This is a genomic window from Roseibium sp. (assembly GCF_965233565.1).
In the GTDB taxonomy this organism is placed as follows: Bacteria; Pseudomonadota; Alphaproteobacteria; order Rhizobiales; family Stappiaceae; genus Roseibium.
In genome coordinates, this window is record NZ_OZ247494.1 from 839,780 (window position 1) to 854,772 (window position 14,993).

Here is a 14,993-nt window from a genome sequence, read left to right on the forward strand (position 1 = left end):
TCCGAAGGAACGTCCAGCCTATTCCGCCGCTGCCAGAAATTCCTTGGTCCCCACCTGATCGTCGCTGCCATCGTCATTGCTCTTGTGGAGCTGGCTGAGCAGGTGGCGGCGTTTGTCGGCGGCCTTTTCCAGATTGGCCTCTTTCACGGGTCCAAAGCCCCTTACGAGATCCGGCACCCGGGCAAGTTCGACCAGCAGACCGTAATTTCTGTCCGGTAACCGGTTGAGGATTTCGGCAATATCGGCCTCGTATTGAACGATCAGCGCTCGTTCGGCCCTGCGCTCGGCGGTGCGGGCAAACGGATCGTACCATTTGCCGCGCATGCCCTTGAACCCGGCCAGCAGCCTGAACGCACTGAAGATCCAGGGCCCGAAGGCGATCTTTTCCGGACGACCGGTCTTGGGATCAATCCGGTGCGCCAGCATTGGCGGCGCCAGATGCACTTTCAGCTGCCGCGGATTTTCAAATCGCTGCGCGATCTTCTCCTTGAAGGCCGGATCGGAATAAAGCCGGGCCACCTCGTATTCGTCCTTGTAGGCCATCACCTTGTAGAGCATGTCGGCGACGGTCTGGGTCAGGCGCAGAGTGCCGGGGCCGTGAGCTTCATCGGCGGCTTTTACCTTGGCAATCAGAGAAAGATACCGGTCCGCATAGGTGCCATCCTGATAGGCGGTCAGCTCGGCCGCGTTGAACGCAATCTTTTCGTCCAGCGAAAAGACCCGTGGCTTGGCTTCCGACGGCAGCGAGGAAAGCAGTTTTTCCGGCTCGGCCGCCAGGACCCGCCCGGCCCGGAACGCCTTGATATTGTTCTTCACTGCAGCGCCATTCAGCTCCAGCGCGGTCTCGATGGCGTAGTCGGAGATCGGCAACGCACCACTCTGATAGGCCATGCCCACAAGAAGCATGTTGGCGTAGATGGCATCGCCCAGCAGTTTTTCGGCAACATCAGCTGCATTCACCGGCAGATATGTGCTCGACGCCTGGCGCAGGGCATTGTCCATACGCTGCTCGTCGAAGGACAGCGTCTGCTTCAGGACAAATTCCGCAGTCGGCGCCACCTTGGTGTTGGCCACCGTCAGCGTATGACCCCGATGGGCGAGCGCCAACTGGTCCGCATTGGCAGCGACCACCATGTCGCTGGCAATCAGAAGATCCAGGCTTGCCGCCGGCACACGCGGTCCCTCGATGGATTTGTCGAGCGCGGCAAAGCGGACATGGGAGGTGACCGGACCGCCTTTTTGCGCCAGACCGGTCATGTCCAGCGTCGAGGCCTGTTTGCCATCGACATGAGCGGCCATGGCCAGCACCGCGCTGATCGTGGTCACACCCATGCCACCGATACCGGCAACCAGCGTGTTCTGCGTGCGCTCCAGCGACGCCAACTCCGGCTGCGTCAGCGCTTCGACCAGGACGTCGACATCAACATCGGCCTTTTTCGGCTTCTTGAGCGCGGCGCCGTCGATCTCGACAAAGGAGGGGCAGAAGCCCTTGATGCAGGAGAAATCCTTGTTGCAGCTGGACTGGTTGATGGTCCGCTTTTCTCCGAACGGGGTCGGCAGCGGTTCCACCGACAGACAGTTCGACTGGACCGAGCAGTCACCGCAGCCCTCGCAGACGCGATCATTGATGAACAGACGCATGTCCGGATCCGGGAAGGAGCCGCGCTTGCGCCGGCGGCGCTTTTCTGCCGCGCAGGTCTGGTCATAGACAATCACGGAAACGCCCGGATATGTCTGCAACTCTTCCTGCACATCCATCAGTTCATCGCGGTGATGTACCTTCGTGCCCGGCGCAATCGGCGACCAGGAGCCATAGCCTTCCGGGTTTTCAGAGACAATGGCAATACGCTCTACACCTTCTGCTTCCAGCTGGCGGGTGATCTGCGGCACGGTCAGCTGGCCATCGACCTTCTGACCACCGGTCATGGCAACGGCGTCGTTGTAAAGCACCTTGTAGGTAATCGGCACCTTGGCCGCGAGCGCCTGACGGATGGCCAGGATGCCGGAGTGGAAATAGGTTCCGTCACCGACATTGGCAAAGACGTGGCTGTCGCCGGAGAACGGCTGCTGGCCAACCCAGAGCACCCCCTCACCACCCATGGCGATCTGCCCCTCGGTTGTGCGGCCCGCCATTTCGGTCATGGCGTGGCAGCCGATGCCCGGCATCGAGCGGGAGCCTTCCGGTGTCCTGGTCGAGGTCGAATGCGGGCAGCCGGAGCAAAAATAGGGAATGCGGGCGGCGCGTTCCGCGTGCCCCTGGGCCCACATGGCCTGCTTGTTCATCCGCGCAGCAACGGCGCGCATTTCGTCGTTGACCACGTCCGCGGGCAACCACTTCATCAGCCCTTCGATGAGTTCGGCGACCGAAATCTCCAGTACGTCGGACAGGAACGGAGCCCCGTCCGGGCGGCGCTTGCCCCAGATTTCCGGGCGGCTCATTTCCGGCCAGTGATAGGAGACTTCCTTGATCTGCGTTTCCATGAAGGCACGCTTGTGCTCGACCACCAGCAGGCGTTCCGCACCGCGGGCAAATTCGCGCAGGCCGAGCGGTTCCAGCGGCCAGGTCATGGCGACCTTGTAGACCCCGAGCCCCAGACGCCTGGCGAAATCCTCGGTGATACCCATCAGGTCGAGAGCCTGAAGCAGATCCCTATAGGCCTTGCCGGAGGTCACGATCCCCAGTTTGGCGTTGCTGCGGGTGCCGAAGGCGACCCGGTCGAGGCCATTGGTGCGCACATAGGCCTGGGCGGCCGGCACACGCAGATCGCGCACCAGACGCTCTGTTTCCAGCCGGTTGCCCAGAAGCAGGTCGCGGTTCTGGCGGTAGTCCTTGCGCGGATCGCCCTCAAGCGGACGCACCAGCCGCAGCCGGTTGGGCGCTACGTTGATGGTGGCAGACGCATCCATCGTGTCTGCGACACAGATCAGTGCGGTCCACAAGCTGGTAAAGCGTGACATTTCCAGCCCATGAAGGCCGTAGTCGAGCACTTCCTGAATGTCTGCCGGATTAAGCACAGGCATTTCGGCATGTTCGAAGAAGAATTCACTCTGGGCCGGAAGAATGGAGGATTTGGCCAGGTGATCGTCCCCGGCCAGCGCGAGAACGCCACCGTTGCGGTCGGTTCCGGACGCATTGGCCTGACGCAGAGCGTCGCCGGCACGGTCCACCCCGGGTGCCTTGCCGTACCAGATCCCGAAGACCCCGTCATAGGCGGTTGGCCGGCCCACACCACCTTCACCGCGCAATTTCTGGCTACCCCAGACGGCCGTTGCACCAAGCTCTTCATTGACCCCGGGCTTGAAGACAACGTCATAACCCTGGAGATGTCGGTGCGCGCGCATCAGTTCGGTGTCATAGCCTGCAAGCGGCGAGCCGCGGTACCCGGAGATGAACCCACCGGTCTTCAGACCGGCCTCCCGATCCAGACGGGCCCGGTCGAGCGCCAGCCGGACCAGTGCCTGTATGCCCGTCAGATAAACCCGCCCTTCCGTGGCGACATATTTGTCCTCCAGGGTCACGGTTGGCATATGCACATTCATCCGAATTCCTCCTCATACCGCACCTGGGGCGGCCAGGCCCGGCGGCAACCTCTCTTTCAGATTAATATCATCCTTTTCTCCGGCAAATTCTGTGCTATCGTCACGGGCAATCATCCAGGGGCAGAATAAAAATTCCTAAAATAACCAATGACCGACAAATATCTTCTCGACCCGTCTGACATACGTGTCCTGCGCGTCCTGCAGCGGGATGCTTCGCTCTCCATTGCCGAAGTCGCAAAGGAAGCGGGCATGAGCCAAACACCCTGCTGGCGGCGCATCAAGCGCTTGAAGGAACAGGGGATCATCCGCCAGATCACCGCCATTATCGACCGCGAATCCGTCGGTCTCGGGTTCGTGGCCTATTCCTTCGTCAAGCTTGCTGTTCCCAGCCGCGAGAACATGGAAACTTTCGACAAGCTGGTGCATCACTGGCCGGAAGTCGTCACATGCGAGCGTATCACCGGTGCCGTCGACTACCTAATCAAGGTCGTCACCGATGATATCAAAACCTACGACAATTTTCTGCGTTTGAAACTGCTCGACAACACGCTGGTGTCCGACGTGCAATCGCGTATCGTCGTCAATACGGTCAAGGATACGGTGGCTCTGCCTTTGCGCGAGAGCTGAGACAGGGCCAGGGAAGGACGCGGACGCCAACAGTGCGTCTGCGTTTTGGTCCCTCGTCAGGTTCTGGTGCACCCAGTTCTAGTGGACCCGGTTCTAGTGGCCCCGGTTCTCGTGCACTCAGTGATCGCGGCTAGTCGTGTTCAACGCGCGTGACGAGGCCCGACTGAGGATCGACCTTGATCTCCAGTTTCTCGCCTTCGATCACAACCTCAACCTCGACACGGTCGGGTTTGACCTCGATCTCCTGTATCTCGTAACCATTGTCCTCAAGGCTCCTGGCAATCTCGGAAATCTTCAGGCCGACCGAATGACCGGGCTGCACCTGTGCCAGGGCCACCTGCCCCGAAACCACCAGAAAAGCAGGAACAATTGCGGCCACAAGTCCATGGCGCAGGGTTGGTAACATCTCGTGTCTCCCGTTGGGTTTTCACCATTGTTCGGGACACAGATGGGAAGCCCGGGCAACTTTCCTAATTACAAATGGGACACGTTGGGCCAAGCCGGAATGCAATCCACATCAAACCCTTTGCGGGTGTGAGGTCGAAACTGACCCGGAGGCGTCCGGTTTCTTTGTATCCGGATCATTTTCAGAAATCAGGGAACCATAGAGCAACTCGTCAATGAACAGGGACAGCAGCTGCGGACGGCCCGACACGCCGGCTTTCCTGTAAATCGCGTTGCACTGAGCCTTCACGGTTCCTTCCGCGGTTTTGCGAATTGAGGCGATTTCAGAGATTGTAAACCCCTTCAACGCAAGCAGGGCAACGTCACATTCGGACGGTGTCAAACCCCAGGTCTCGAAATGCTCTTCCAGCATCGTGGCAAAGGCACCGGAGGCGGCTTTGACCTGTTGTTCCAGACGTTTTTGACGGGTCATTGTCTTTCGTACTTCAAAGCCGGTGGCCACCAGACTGACGACCAGTGCCGCCACGACCAGGTTTTCCACGATGTCGTTGCCGATCACCGAAGCAGGGTTTTCCCCCCAGACCCAGTCGACCACTTCCTCCGTCACGAGAAAAAAAACGCAAATCGCCTGCAGACCGAAGAGAAGCCAGGGCCAGGCAATTTTCCAGTTGGGCAAGGTCGGCATAATTCGAAATCATCTCCCTGAAGGCAGGCATGAGAGCGTCAGCCGCGACGCCGGTCTGATGGGCCGTATGATGCGGTGTTTCCAGGGGTAAACCAAGGCTGTTTATCGGATGGTGCACCGATGGCAGAATTCGGGTTGGCCCCCGGCCGGGTGGTCGGGGCGGACCACGGCGGGTCCGGCCGGGGTTGGCCGGTCAGATGTCAGTCGTCGTCTTTCTCGCCATCCTCGTCCTGATCGTCCAGTTCCATTTCCAGAACCAGGCCGGACTTGGCATCGACAACAACTTCCATCTCCTTGCCATCCAGAGAGACTTCGGCCTCAATTTCACCTTTCTCGGTTTCAATCTCTTCCACCTTGTAGCCTTCGGCGGTCAGCGCGGCGCGGATCTCCTCCTCCGTCGTGCCAAGCGTATCGCCGACGGAAACAGCGGCCATGGCAAAGCTTGTCCCGGCCAGAAATCCGGTTAAGGAGAACAGGGAAAACGCGGTAGATTTGATCGGGAGCGTCATGGGGGTGTCCTTTGGCGGTTGGAAATTCGGGCCAACGGCAATGTCAGCGCCGTTGCTCCCGATTTGCCCGTCGAACGCCGGGCGCACCATCCCTCAAAGGCTTATAAACCCGCGGCTCAACCAAGGTTTAGGCAGGTTTAGAAGAAGATTATTGAAAGAAACGTCCCGGCGACAGGCCAGCCGGATCGAGCAACGGGTCCTTGCCCGCGATCATTGAAGCGAGCAGACGTCCAGTAATCGGTCCAAGCGTGAAGCCGTCATGGGCATGACCGAAATTCAGCCACAGGCCCGGCGTCAACGGAGACGGCCCCACGACCGGCAGGGAATCGGGCAGGCACGGCCGGCATCCCATCCAGACTTCGTCTTTCAGACTTCGGCCGAGTGGGAACAGCTCCTCGGCCCGCCTTTTTGTCCGTTTCAGGACCGCCGGATTCGGCGGTGCGTCACGCGCCGCAAGTTCCACACCTGTCGTCAGGCGAATACCGTTGTCCGTCGGTGTCAGGGCAAACCCGTTTTCAACATCGACGACCGGACGAGACAGCGACGCCCCGGACAGAGGCCGGTAATGCATGTGATAACCGCGTTTGACGGCAAGCGGATAGGTTTCGCCGAGCCGCGTCAGGAGGTCGTCGGACCAGGCACCCAGCGCCACCACGGCCTGGGAAGCCGTGATCTCACCGCGCTCACAGCTTAACTGCCAGACGCTCCGGTGGCGGGTCAGCCGCCGCGCGTCGCCCCGAAAGGAGCTGCCTCCTTCCCGAATGAAACCTCGCCAGAACGCGTCGACCACTGCCCCCGGATTGGAAACGGAGCAGCTTTCCAGCCAGTGCAGAGCCTTCAGCCCGCCGGTTTTCAGTCCGGGCTCCAGAGCATTGATCGCGCTGTCTCCAAGTTCATCATAGGCAACGCCGAACACCCTGGCGTATTGGCGCTCCGCATTGCTCTCCTTGAAGCCATCCTCGCTACGATAGAGATGCAGCCAGCCACCCTGGCGGTAGAAGCGGTCGGCATTGGTGCTGCGTGCCAGCTCCAGATGCTCTTGCACCGCGAACGCTCTCAAGGGCGCAACCACTCTTGAATAGATCTCCGCACCGCGCTCGCTGCCCGCCTTCTGGAACTGCCTGATCCATGGCAGCAAGCGGAGCACGGTGGCCGGATCAAGCGAAACTGCGCTGGACTGGCCCAGAAATATGCCAAGCAGCTTCAGCGGGTGCGTCGGCACCTTGTGGGGGACGAATCCGTTGCGCTGAACAATGCCGGCATTGCCAAACGATGCTTCCTCCCCCGGATGTTTCCGGTCGACCAAAGCCACTTCCAGTCCCAGGCGGCGCAAGTGCAGGGCTGTGGTAACGCCGACGATGCCGGCGCCAAGCACGATCACGTCAAAGGATTGCGTCTGTCTTGTTTTTGCTGTCATACCTGTTCCGGTCGGTCCAGGGTCATTGGGTCTTGCTTGAGGTCCCGCCATCCGTCAATTCGGGCCGAGACACCTGCCAAGAAAGCCACGCCAGGAGACAACACTAGATGATTCGGATGATCGGGGCAGGCCTTGCGTGGATTGGACGCCACGGTACGGCCGCACTTGTTGTGAGTATCTTTATCGGCGTCGCCCTGCCCGCCCTGTCCGCTTACCTGCGCCCGTATCTCGCCGTCGCTGTGTTCAGTCTGCTGACGCTTGCTTTCCTGCGCGTTGACCAGGACGCCATCGTCCGTCGCCTGCGCCGCCCGGCTCTGCTGATCGCAGCTCTTGTCTGGACAATGCTTGGCGCGCCGCTCCTGACCTGGCTGGCCATTCTGGCCATCGGCCCGGACACCCTTGGCCCCGACATCGTCCTTGCGCTCTATATTGCCACCGCGGCACCGCCCGTCATGGCCGCTCCGGCCTTTATCTACCTGCTGGGCCTCGACGGCACGTTGAGCCTTGCGCTCTCGGTCGCCGCACTGATCGTCACCCCTCTGACCGCTCCCCTTGTCGGGGAACTCATGCTGGGCGCGGCGCTGCCCTTGAGCGTCGGCGGCCTGGCCCTGCAATTGTCCGCTCTTCTGGTCGGCGCCTTTCTGTTGTCATTTGTCTTCCGCCGACTGGCCGGGCGTGAACGGCTGGCACGCTCTTCCCACCACATCAGCGGACTGAACGTTCTGCTGCTTCTGGTCTTCGCAATTGCTGCCATGGACGGGGTCGCGGCGAGCTTTGCGGCAAAGCCTGGCTTTACGCTTGGACTGACCGCCCTCACCTTTGCGCTGGCGCTTGTGCAGATGCTGCTGTCGCTTGCTCTCTTCGCGCCCGCAAGCCGCGAAGACGCCTATGCCATCGCACACACCTGCGGCACCCGCAACATGGGCCTGATGGTGGCCGCCCTTGGCGGCACCTTGCCCGAACTCACCTGGCTTTGGTTCGCCGTTGGCCAGTTCCCGATCTACATGCTGCCGATGATGCTGAAACCCTTCGTGCGGCTCTACTGCGGGCCGAACGCCGGAAGTGTGACGTAGCTGGTCTTTTCGATGGCCATGCTATGCTTATCTGCCGCTTCAGGATGACACCAACCGACCCTTGAAGGAGCCTGTCCGTGACTTTTCTCCGCGCACTCAGATGCCTGTCCCTTCTCGTCACTGCCGGTCTTCTGTCCCCGGCAGCCTTTGCCGGCGACACGGCGAAACTTCATGTGCTCGGCTTTTCCAAGACCGGCAGTTTCTTCGCCTTTGAACAATACGGCTTCCAGGATGGCTCCGGCTTTCCCTATTCGGAAATCTTCGTGGTGGATGTCATCGGCGACAGCTGGGTGAAACCCTCGCCTTTCCGCCTGCGCAAGGACGTCGATGTGGGCCTGGGGGACGCCGCCGACAACGCACTGACGGCTGCACGCTCTGAGAACCGCCTTGCCGCACAACCACTTCTGAAGGACAAGGCAATCGCCGGCAAGGGCGACACGGTCGGCTTCAGTCCGCTTACGGAACTGACATCCGATCCCCATAAGATGGTCGTCGCCCCACGTGTGTTCTTTCAGGAGGGGGACAGCCCGGTGGAGCTCACCCTGTCCGAATACGCGCTGCCCGACGCGAAGTGCCAGGGCTACGGTGCGGAAACCAGGGGCTTCCGCCTCACCATGGTGCATGACGGCGTTACGCGCATTCTCAACGAAGACAAATCCGTTCCCAAGAGCCGCAAGTGCCCGCTCAGTTATCGGATCGAGCGGTTCGTGACCTTCTTCCCTGCCGAAGCACCGCCGGTTTTTGCCGTCCTCCTTCAGATGGACAGTGTCGGATTTGAAGGTCCGGACAGACGGTATCTGGCGATTACCGGACGGCTTTGAGCAACTAAACCGATTGATGCCTGCCGCGCCGCCTTGCCCGCAAGGGCCAGAAATGCTAGCGCGGCGGCACAAGATTTCCGCGGCCCAAGTCGAGGCCGCACGGGCCATTCGGGAGACTGCCATGCCGCGCGACATCAAGATCGCTCCGTCCATCCTCGCCTCCGATTTTTCCAAACTCGGCCAGGAGGTCCGCGACGTGGTGGAGGCCGGCGCCGACTGGATCCATCTCGATGTCATGGACGGCCATTTTGTTCCCAACATCACCTTCGGCCCGGACGTGATCGCAAAACTCCGGCCCCATACCGACAAGATCTTCGACACCCACCTGATGATCGAACCTTGCGATCCCTATCTGGAAGCCTTCGCCAAGGCCGGGTCGGACATCATCACGGTGCATGCGGAAGCAACCACCCATCTCGACCGCTCGCTCCAGGCCATCCGCAACCTCGGCAAGAAGGCCGGCGTGTCGCTCAATCCGGCCACCCCTGAAAATGTTCTGGAATATGTGCTTGACCGGCTCGACCTCATCCTGGTCATGACCGTGAACCCGGGGTTCGGTGGACAGAAATTCATCGAGTCCCAGGTCGAAAAGACCCGGCGCATCCGCGAGATGATCGGCGACCGTCCGATCGATCTGGAAATCGACGGCGGCGTCACCCCCGCGACCGCCCCGCTCGTGGCCGCTGCCGGCGCCAATGTGCTTGTGGCCGGCTCTGCCGTCTTCAAGGGCGGGTCCGTGGAGAGCTACCGGGAGAATATCTCGGCGATCCGCAAGGCGGCGGCAGAAGCTTAGGGAAATGGCGTAGACGGCCGCAAACGGCCGATCCTTCGAGACCGGCCTGCGGCCCTTCTCAGGATGAGGCCGTTGATTGCTGCATTGCCAGAATTTGCAGGATGAACCGATACCAAAGATTGCCGTCTGAGCCTTAAAGTCCCACAAACCTAACTGTTCGGTAGTGCCACACCCTCAGACCTCATCCTGAGGAGGACCGCTAGGTCCGTCTCGAAGGAGGGGCCGCTCGCTCCCCGTTTTCTCCGGCAATATTACTGTGTTTTTTCCCTCGCCGAGAAAGCTTCGGAAGCGCTTCAAAATCGCCCCGGATCAGCGCCTCCTTCTTTTCTCGCCGCCATTTCTTGACCTGACGCTCAAAGGCAATCGCGTCCGTGATCCGCTCAAAGTGACAGTTAAAGACAAGCGTCAGCGGCCGACGGCGCGCTGTGAAGCCGTCATAAACACCTTGCTGATGTTCACTTAGGCGGGTTTCAAGGTCCTTTTCAGTGACCCCGGCATAGTAGCTGCCATCGGCACAGCGCAGAATGTAAACGGTCGCACTCATACGACATGCTTAACACAGCAGTCACAACCATTGCGAGAAACACTGAGCAAGTAGCCCATCCTTCGAGACAGCGCTAACGCGCTTCCTCAGGATGAGGTCTGGAAGTTGGCTGTCACTGGAAAGAGATGGACGCTAAGCGCTGTTTCAATCGGCAGAAACCGAGCGGTTACCAAACCCAACAATCTCTTCCTCAGGAGGGCCACAGGCCCGTCTCGAAGGATCGACCGCTTGCTGAAGGAGATCTAAAGCCTCAAAAGTCAGGGATTTCCGCGCAACACCATCACAACCGCAACAACCCGTCTTCCCGATGAGACACTCCCTCGGTTAAGCTCCCAGTTCGAAGACAAAGATCCGGGGGGATTCGTCTTGGCACATATGGAACGCAGTATCGGGTTGCTTGGGCTGACTTTTGTCGCCATCAGCGGCATTCTCGGCTCTGGCTGGCTGTTTGCCCCGCTTCTGGCCGCCCAGGCGGCTGGCCCCTCGTCCCTGATTGCCTGGATGATCGGCGGCTTTGCCATGCTGCTTTTGGCCGCGACCTTTGCAGAGATCGCAACGATCCTGCCTGTGGCCGGCGGTATTGGCCGGGTGCCGCATTTTTCCCATGGTTCGGTCGTTTCCATGACCATGGGCTGGACCGCCTGGATCGGCTACAACACGACGGCAACAATCGAGGTCGAAGCCGTCTTGCGCTACTCGAAGAGCATGGCGCCCTGGCTTTACGGACCGGATGGTCTGCTGACACCCGCCGGGCTTGGAGTCGCCTGCCTGCTCTTGCTGTTTTTCACCGTGCTCAACGCCTTTGGCGTGAAGTTCTTTGCCAGGATCAACACGGCACTCACCTGGGTCAAGATCGTCATCCCCGCCCTGCTTGCCGCCGTGATCCTGACCTCCGAGTTCCGCTACGCCAATTTCAGCGACTATGGCGGTTTCGCACCGGAAGGGCTCAAGGGGATCCTGTCAGCCATCTCCACCGGTGGCGTGATCTTCGCCCTGATCGGTTTCCGGCACGTGATCGACATGGCCGGCGAAGCCCGGAACCCGAAAGTCAACGTGCCCTTGGCGCTTGTGCTGTCACTCGTGGTCTGCCTGGTGATCTACGGCGGTCTGCAACTCGCCTTTCTGGGCGCGCTGGATCACGCACAGCTGTCGGATGGCTGGCCGGCGCTGCATTTTACCGGTGAACTCGGTCCCATGGCAGCCCTTGCGACAGCGGTCGGCGCACTCTGGATCGTCAGCATTCTGGACACCAGCGCACGCATTTCCAGCTTCGCCTCGGGGCTTGTCTCCGTTGGCTCCAACGCCCGCCTGGGTCTCGCCATGGCACAGAACGGCCTGTTCCCCAAATTCATGGAAACCTTGTCCGCCCGTGGTGTGCCGCTGTTTTCGCTTCTGGTCAATTTTGCAGTCGCGTCGCTGTTCTTCGTGCTTCTGCCCTTCAAGGAAGTGCTCGCGCTCAACACCTCCTCGATCGTCCTGTCGTTCATTGTCGGACCGATCGCCGTTTTGTCCTTCCGGCGTTTGCTGCCCGACACACCTCGCGCCTTCGTCCTGCCCGCTGCCCCGATCACAGGCTGTCTTGCATTTGTTGTCGCCAGCCTGATCATCTACTGGAGCGGTTGGCACACGATGCTGCATCTCGGCATCTGCCTTGCCATCGGCTTTGCGCTCATGCTGGTGCGCAGCAAACAGGGCGGGTTCGACAGTCTCGACTGGCGCGAAGCGGCCTGGCTGCCGCCTTACCTGATTGGCCTTGTGTGCTTTTCCTATCTGGGGTCTTTTGGCGGAGGCTCCGGCATGCTGCCGGTTGGTCCCGACATGATTGCCATAGCCCTGATGGCCACGGGCATCTACCTGCTGGCGGTCCGGCTCAGCCTGCACAAGGACAAGTTCAACCGCTATATCGCCGAGGAAGAACTCGACGAGATGCTGGAATATGACAGCGTCGACGACGCCCCGGTCGAACGGTCCGACTTCAAGCGCTGAAGCAGCCGATATGTCGCGCGTGAACCCGCCGCCGAGCGGGCCTAGGGCAACTGTGTCAGGCTCTCCAGATACAGCACACCACCGTAATTGACGAATTTCGCCAGCACGCCCTTGTCGTAAAGCTCTCCGGCCTCGTCTCCGCCAGGATCATACTGGCAACCGACATAGACGTGGTCCGGGTTTTCCTTGTCGAGATCCGGATCAAAGCCCAGGGACCATTGCGGCGTTGTCGCGCAGGGTCCAAGGCTGCCGATGGCCGCACTCAGTCCGGCAGCACCGGAGGGCGACGCCATGAACCTGGAAAAGTCAGGCTCTGCCGCCAGAGCCGACCCGGCACTGGTGACAAGGGTCATGACAGCGATGGCAAGAGGGCGAAAAATCATCTGTAGTCCAATCAATCAATGAAGTCGGCCGCAGTCGGTACGGCCAGTTTGGTTATGAGGCTCAAAGGGGGAGAGCAACCGGGTCAGCTGAACAAACGGCCGGGTTTCTGACCCGGACTGGGTGGGGAAAGTTTTTGCGCGAGGCCCGCCGGGTAGAGTTCCAGCCCCTTGGCGGTGAGTTCCTCAAGTGTGATCCACTTTGCCGTGCCCATGGTATCGTCATTGATCTCGTAAATGACGGTATCCATGCGGTAGTAACTGCTGTCCGTGAAATGGGCATGGCACAGGAAAACGATCTCGTGACCCGTGACACCGTGATGCTCATAGATGTTTTCCATCACGAAGTGATTGTCGAGCAGTGTAATCCGCGTGCCCAGCTCTTCGAGAAATTCACGCTGAAGCGCGTCACGCCAGGGCTCACCGAACTCCACGGATCCGCCGAGCGGGCGCATGCCCGTCACCCGGCCGGCGTCATCACGGATTTCAGACAAGAGCAAGGCGTCATCCTGCCAGATCAGGGCCATTGCCTTGACCGTTATGGAACTGGACGGGCGCCAGATCGTCATGCACCGCTCCTTTTGAACAGCTAAGCCACGGGTCTGAGAGGTAAAATTCACATTGTACGGCGGCGCTGCAAGCAAAAACCGCCGTGCCGCATTGAAGCGCCCTCCTCCATTTGCTATGCCGCAGCCAGAAATTCTCTCAAAAATGAGGTCCTGCCTGCGATGATCCCGCGCTATTCCCGTCCCAACATGGTTGCCATCTGGTCGCCGGAATCGAAATTCCGCATCTGGTTCGAGATCGAGGCCCATGCTTGCGACGCACTGGCGGAACTCGGTGTGATTCCCAAGGAAGCCGCCAAGACCATCTGGGAAAAGGGCGGCAGCGCGACGTTCGACATTGATCGCATCGACGAGATCGAGCGGGAAACCAAGCACGATGTCATCGCCTTCCTGACGCATCTCGCCGAAATCGTTGGCCCGGATGCGCGTTTCGTGCACCAGGGCATGACCTCTTCCGACGTGCTCGACACTTGCTTCAACGTTCAGCTGGTCAAGGCGACCGATCTCCTGCTCGCCGACATGGACGCGCTGCTTGCCGCGATCAAGCGCCGGGCCATGGAACACAAGGACACGGTCTGCATCGGCCGGTCCCACGGCATTCACGCCGAGCCGGTCACGTTCGGCCTGAAGATGGCCGAGGCCTATGCCGAGTTCAACCGCTGCAAGACTAGGCTTCTGGCCGCCCGCGAGGAAATCGCCACCTGCGCCATTTCCGGTGCCGTCGGCACCTTCGCCAATATCGATCCGTCCGTTGAAGAGCATGTTGCCAAGGCCATGGGCCTGCAGGCCGAGCCGGTTTCCACCCAGGTGATCCCGCGTGATCGTCATGCCATGTATTTTGCAACGCTCGGCGTTATCGCCTCGTCGATCGAGCGCGTGGCCACCGAAGTCCGGCACCTGCAGCGCACCGAAGTGCTCGAAGCCGAGGAGTTCTTCTCCAAGGGTCAGAAGGGCTCGTCGGCCATGCCGCACAAACGCAATCCGGTCTTGACCGAAAATCTCACCGGCCTTGCCCGCATCGTGCGCGGCTATTCCATCCCGGCCATGGAAAATGTGGCGCTGTGGCACGAGCGGGACATCTCCCACTCTTCCGTGGAACGCATGATCGGCCCGGACGCAACCGTCACCCTGGATTTCGCCCTGGTGCGCCTCACCAACGTCATCGACAAGCTGATGGTCTATCCGGAGCGCATGATCGGCAACATGGACCGTCTCGGCGGCCTTGTGCATTCCCAACGTATCCTGCTGGCCCTCACCCAGGCCGGGTCGTCCCGTGAAGACGCCTACCGCCTGGTCCAGCGCAACGCCATGAAGGTCTGGGACAGCTACCAGGTGGCCGGCTCCGCGTCGGTCGATTTCCTGAGCGAACTGCTGGCGGATGAAGACGTGCGCAAGTACCTGTCGGAAGAAGAGATCCGCGACCGCTTCGATCTTGGCTATCACACCAAGAATGTCGATGTGATCTTCGAACGGGTCTTCGGGGAAAGCTGATCGGCGACACTTCGCGGTCATCGGGTCCCTGTCCCCAATCAAGGCACAACACGGTGGCGGCAATCGGTCTGATCCTGAGGAAGCGCGCTGCGCTTCCTCAAAATGCGGTCTCGCGTTAGGCAAACCCGCGCATACCTGGTCTTCCAGGTTTCCCGT

General features: G+C 60.3%; 14 protein-coding genes. 6 read left to right on the plus strand and 8 right to left on the minus strand.

Going from position 1 to position 14,993, the window contains the following annotated elements; genetic code table 11:
• Positions 1-18: 18 nt before the first annotated feature.
• Positions 19-3,540, minus strand: a complete 3,522-nt coding sequence (locus tag ACO6TG_RS04045) for an indolepyruvate ferredoxin oxidoreductase family protein (RefSeq protein ID WP_422376984.1) — start codon at positions 3,538-3,540, stop codon at positions 19-21.
• Positions 3,541-3,687: 147 nt separating this feature from the next.
• Between ACO6TG_RS04045 and ACO6TG_RS04050 the strand changes: the two genes are divergently transcribed.
• On the plus strand, positions 3,688-4,167 hold the full coding sequence (locus ACO6TG_RS04050; RefSeq protein WP_006939550.1) for an Lrp/AsnC family transcriptional regulator: 480 nt from the start codon (positions 3,688-3,690) through the stop codon (positions 4,165-4,167).
• A 130-nt stretch (positions 4,168-4,297) separates the two neighbouring features.
• On the opposite strand, the gene ACO6TG_RS04055 is transcribed toward ACO6TG_RS04050, so the two are convergent.
• The 4 genes from ACO6TG_RS04055 to ACO6TG_RS04070 all read right to left on the minus strand — a co-directional run bounded on the left by ACO6TG_RS04055 (position 4,298) and on the right by ACO6TG_RS04070 (position 7,183).
• Positions 4,298-4,573, minus strand: a complete 276-nt coding sequence (locus ACO6TG_RS04055; RefSeq protein ID WP_422376985.1) for a PepSY domain-containing protein — start codon at positions 4,571-4,573, stop codon at positions 4,298-4,300.
• A 111-nt stretch (positions 4,574-4,684) separates the two neighbouring features.
• Positions 4,685-5,257, minus strand: a complete 573-nt coding sequence (locus tag ACO6TG_RS04060; protein WP_422376986.1) for a helix-turn-helix transcriptional regulator — start codon at positions 5,255-5,257, stop codon at positions 4,685-4,687.
• Between the two features lie 200 nt (positions 5,258-5,457).
• The gene (locus tag ACO6TG_RS04065; protein WP_422376987.1) at positions 5,458-5,766 is read right to left on the minus strand and encodes a PepSY domain-containing protein; all 309 of its coding nucleotides are present in this window, start codon (positions 5,764-5,766) and stop codon (positions 5,458-5,460) included.
• Positions 5,767-5,914: 148 nt separating this feature from the next.
• Positions 5,915-7,183, minus strand: a complete 1,269-nt coding sequence (locus tag ACO6TG_RS04070) for an NAD(P)/FAD-dependent oxidoreductase (protein WP_422376988.1) — start codon at positions 7,181-7,183, stop codon at positions 5,915-5,917.
• 107 nt (positions 7,184-7,290) lie between these two features.
• On the opposite strand from ACO6TG_RS04070, the gene ACO6TG_RS04075 reads away from it, so the two are divergent.
• The 3 genes from ACO6TG_RS04075 (at position 7,291) to rpe (ending at position 9,870) form a co-directional block, all read left to right on the plus strand.
• Positions 7,291-8,256, plus strand: a complete 966-nt coding sequence (locus tag ACO6TG_RS04075; protein ID WP_422376989.1) for a sodium:proton symporter — start codon at positions 7,291-7,293, stop codon at positions 8,254-8,256.
• Between the two features lie 77 nt (positions 8,257-8,333).
• On the plus strand, positions 8,334-9,077 hold the full coding sequence (locus ACO6TG_RS04080) for a DUF2259 domain-containing protein (protein ID WP_422376990.1): 744 nt from the start codon (positions 8,334-8,336) through the stop codon (positions 9,075-9,077).
• Between the two features lie 121 nt (positions 9,078-9,198).
• Complete coding sequence (gene rpe / locus ACO6TG_RS04085; RefSeq protein ID WP_422376991.1) at positions 9,199-9,870, plus strand: ribulose-phosphate 3-epimerase; 672 nt, start codon at positions 9,199-9,201, stop codon at positions 9,868-9,870.
• 199 nt (positions 9,871-10,069) lie between these two features.
• Here rpe and ACO6TG_RS04090 read toward each other — a convergent pair whose 3' ends face one another.
• Complete coding sequence (locus ACO6TG_RS04090; RefSeq protein ID WP_422376992.1) at positions 10,070-10,414, minus strand: GIY-YIG nuclease family protein; 345 nt, start codon at positions 10,412-10,414, stop codon at positions 10,070-10,072.
• A 375-nt stretch (positions 10,415-10,789) separates the two neighbouring features.
• Here ACO6TG_RS04090 and ACO6TG_RS04095 point away from each other — a divergent pair, with 375 nt between their 5' ends.
• Positions 10,790-12,400, plus strand: a complete 1,611-nt coding sequence (locus ACO6TG_RS04095) for an APC family permease (protein ID WP_422378837.1) — start codon at positions 10,790-10,792, stop codon at positions 12,398-12,400.
• Between the two features lie 41 nt (positions 12,401-12,441).
• Here ACO6TG_RS04095 and ACO6TG_RS04100 read toward each other — a convergent pair whose 3' ends face one another.
• Both ACO6TG_RS04100 and ACO6TG_RS04105 read right to left on the minus strand, forming a co-directional pair.
• On the minus strand, positions 12,442-12,783 hold the full coding sequence (locus tag ACO6TG_RS04100) for a hypothetical protein (protein ID WP_422376993.1): 342 nt from the start codon (positions 12,781-12,783) through the stop codon (positions 12,442-12,444).
• Between the two features lie 83 nt (positions 12,784-12,866).
• Complete coding sequence (locus tag ACO6TG_RS04105) at positions 12,867-13,349, minus strand: NUDIX hydrolase (protein WP_422376994.1); 483 nt, start codon at positions 13,347-13,349, stop codon at positions 12,867-12,869.
• 159 nt (positions 13,350-13,508) lie between these two features.
• Between ACO6TG_RS04105 and purB the strand changes: the two genes are divergently transcribed.
• Complete coding sequence (gene purB, locus ACO6TG_RS04110; protein ID WP_422376995.1) at positions 13,509-14,837, plus strand: adenylosuccinate lyase; 1,329 nt, start codon at positions 13,509-13,511, stop codon at positions 14,835-14,837.
• Positions 14,838-14,993 lie beyond the last annotated feature (156 nt).

Coding starts and splice junctions, on each gene's coding strand:
- ACO6TG_RS04045 (WP_422376984.1), bottom strand. CDS start 3,540: ATGAATGTGCATATGCCAACCGTGACCCTGGAGGACAAATATGTCGCC.
- ACO6TG_RS04050 (WP_006939550.1), top strand. CDS start 3,688: ATGACCGACAAATATCTTCTCGACCCGTCTGACATACGTGTCCTGCGC.
- ACO6TG_RS04055 (WP_422376985.1), bottom strand. CDS start 4,573: ATGTTACCAACCCTGCGCCATGGACTTGTGGCCGCAATTGTTCCTGCT.
- ACO6TG_RS04060 (WP_422376986.1), bottom strand. CDS start 5,257: ATGCCGACCTTGCCCAACTGGAAAATTGCCTGGCCCTGGCTTCTCTTC.
- ACO6TG_RS04065 (WP_422376987.1), bottom strand. CDS start 5,766: ATGACGCTCCCGATCAAATCTACCGCGTTTTCCCTGTTCTCCTTAACC.
- ACO6TG_RS04070 (WP_422376988.1), bottom strand. CDS start 7,183: ATGACAGCAAAAACAAGACAGACGCAATCCTTTGACGTGATCGTGCTT.
- ACO6TG_RS04075 (WP_422376989.1), top strand. CDS start 7,291: ATGATTCGGATGATCGGGGCAGGCCTTGCGTGGATTGGACGCCACGGT.
- rpe (WP_422376991.1), top strand. CDS start 9,199: ATGCCGCGCGACATCAAGATCGCTCCGTCCATCCTCGCCTCCGATTTT.
- ACO6TG_RS04090 (WP_422376992.1), bottom strand. CDS start 10,414: ATGAGTGCGACCGTTTACATTCTGCGCTGTGCCGATGGCAGCTACTAT.
- ACO6TG_RS04095 (WP_422378837.1), top strand. CDS start 10,790: ATGGAACGCAGTATCGGGTTGCTTGGGCTGACTTTTGTCGCCATCAGC.
- ACO6TG_RS04100 (WP_422376993.1), bottom strand. CDS start 12,783: ATGATTTTTCGCCCTCTTGCCATCGCTGTCATGACCCTTGTCACCAGT.
- ACO6TG_RS04105 (WP_422376994.1), bottom strand. CDS start 13,349: ATGACGATCTGGCGCCCGTCCAGTTCCATAACGGTCAAGGCAATGGCC.
- purB (WP_422376995.1), top strand. CDS start 13,509: ATGATCCCGCGCTATTCCCGTCCCAACATGGTTGCCATCTGGTCGCCG.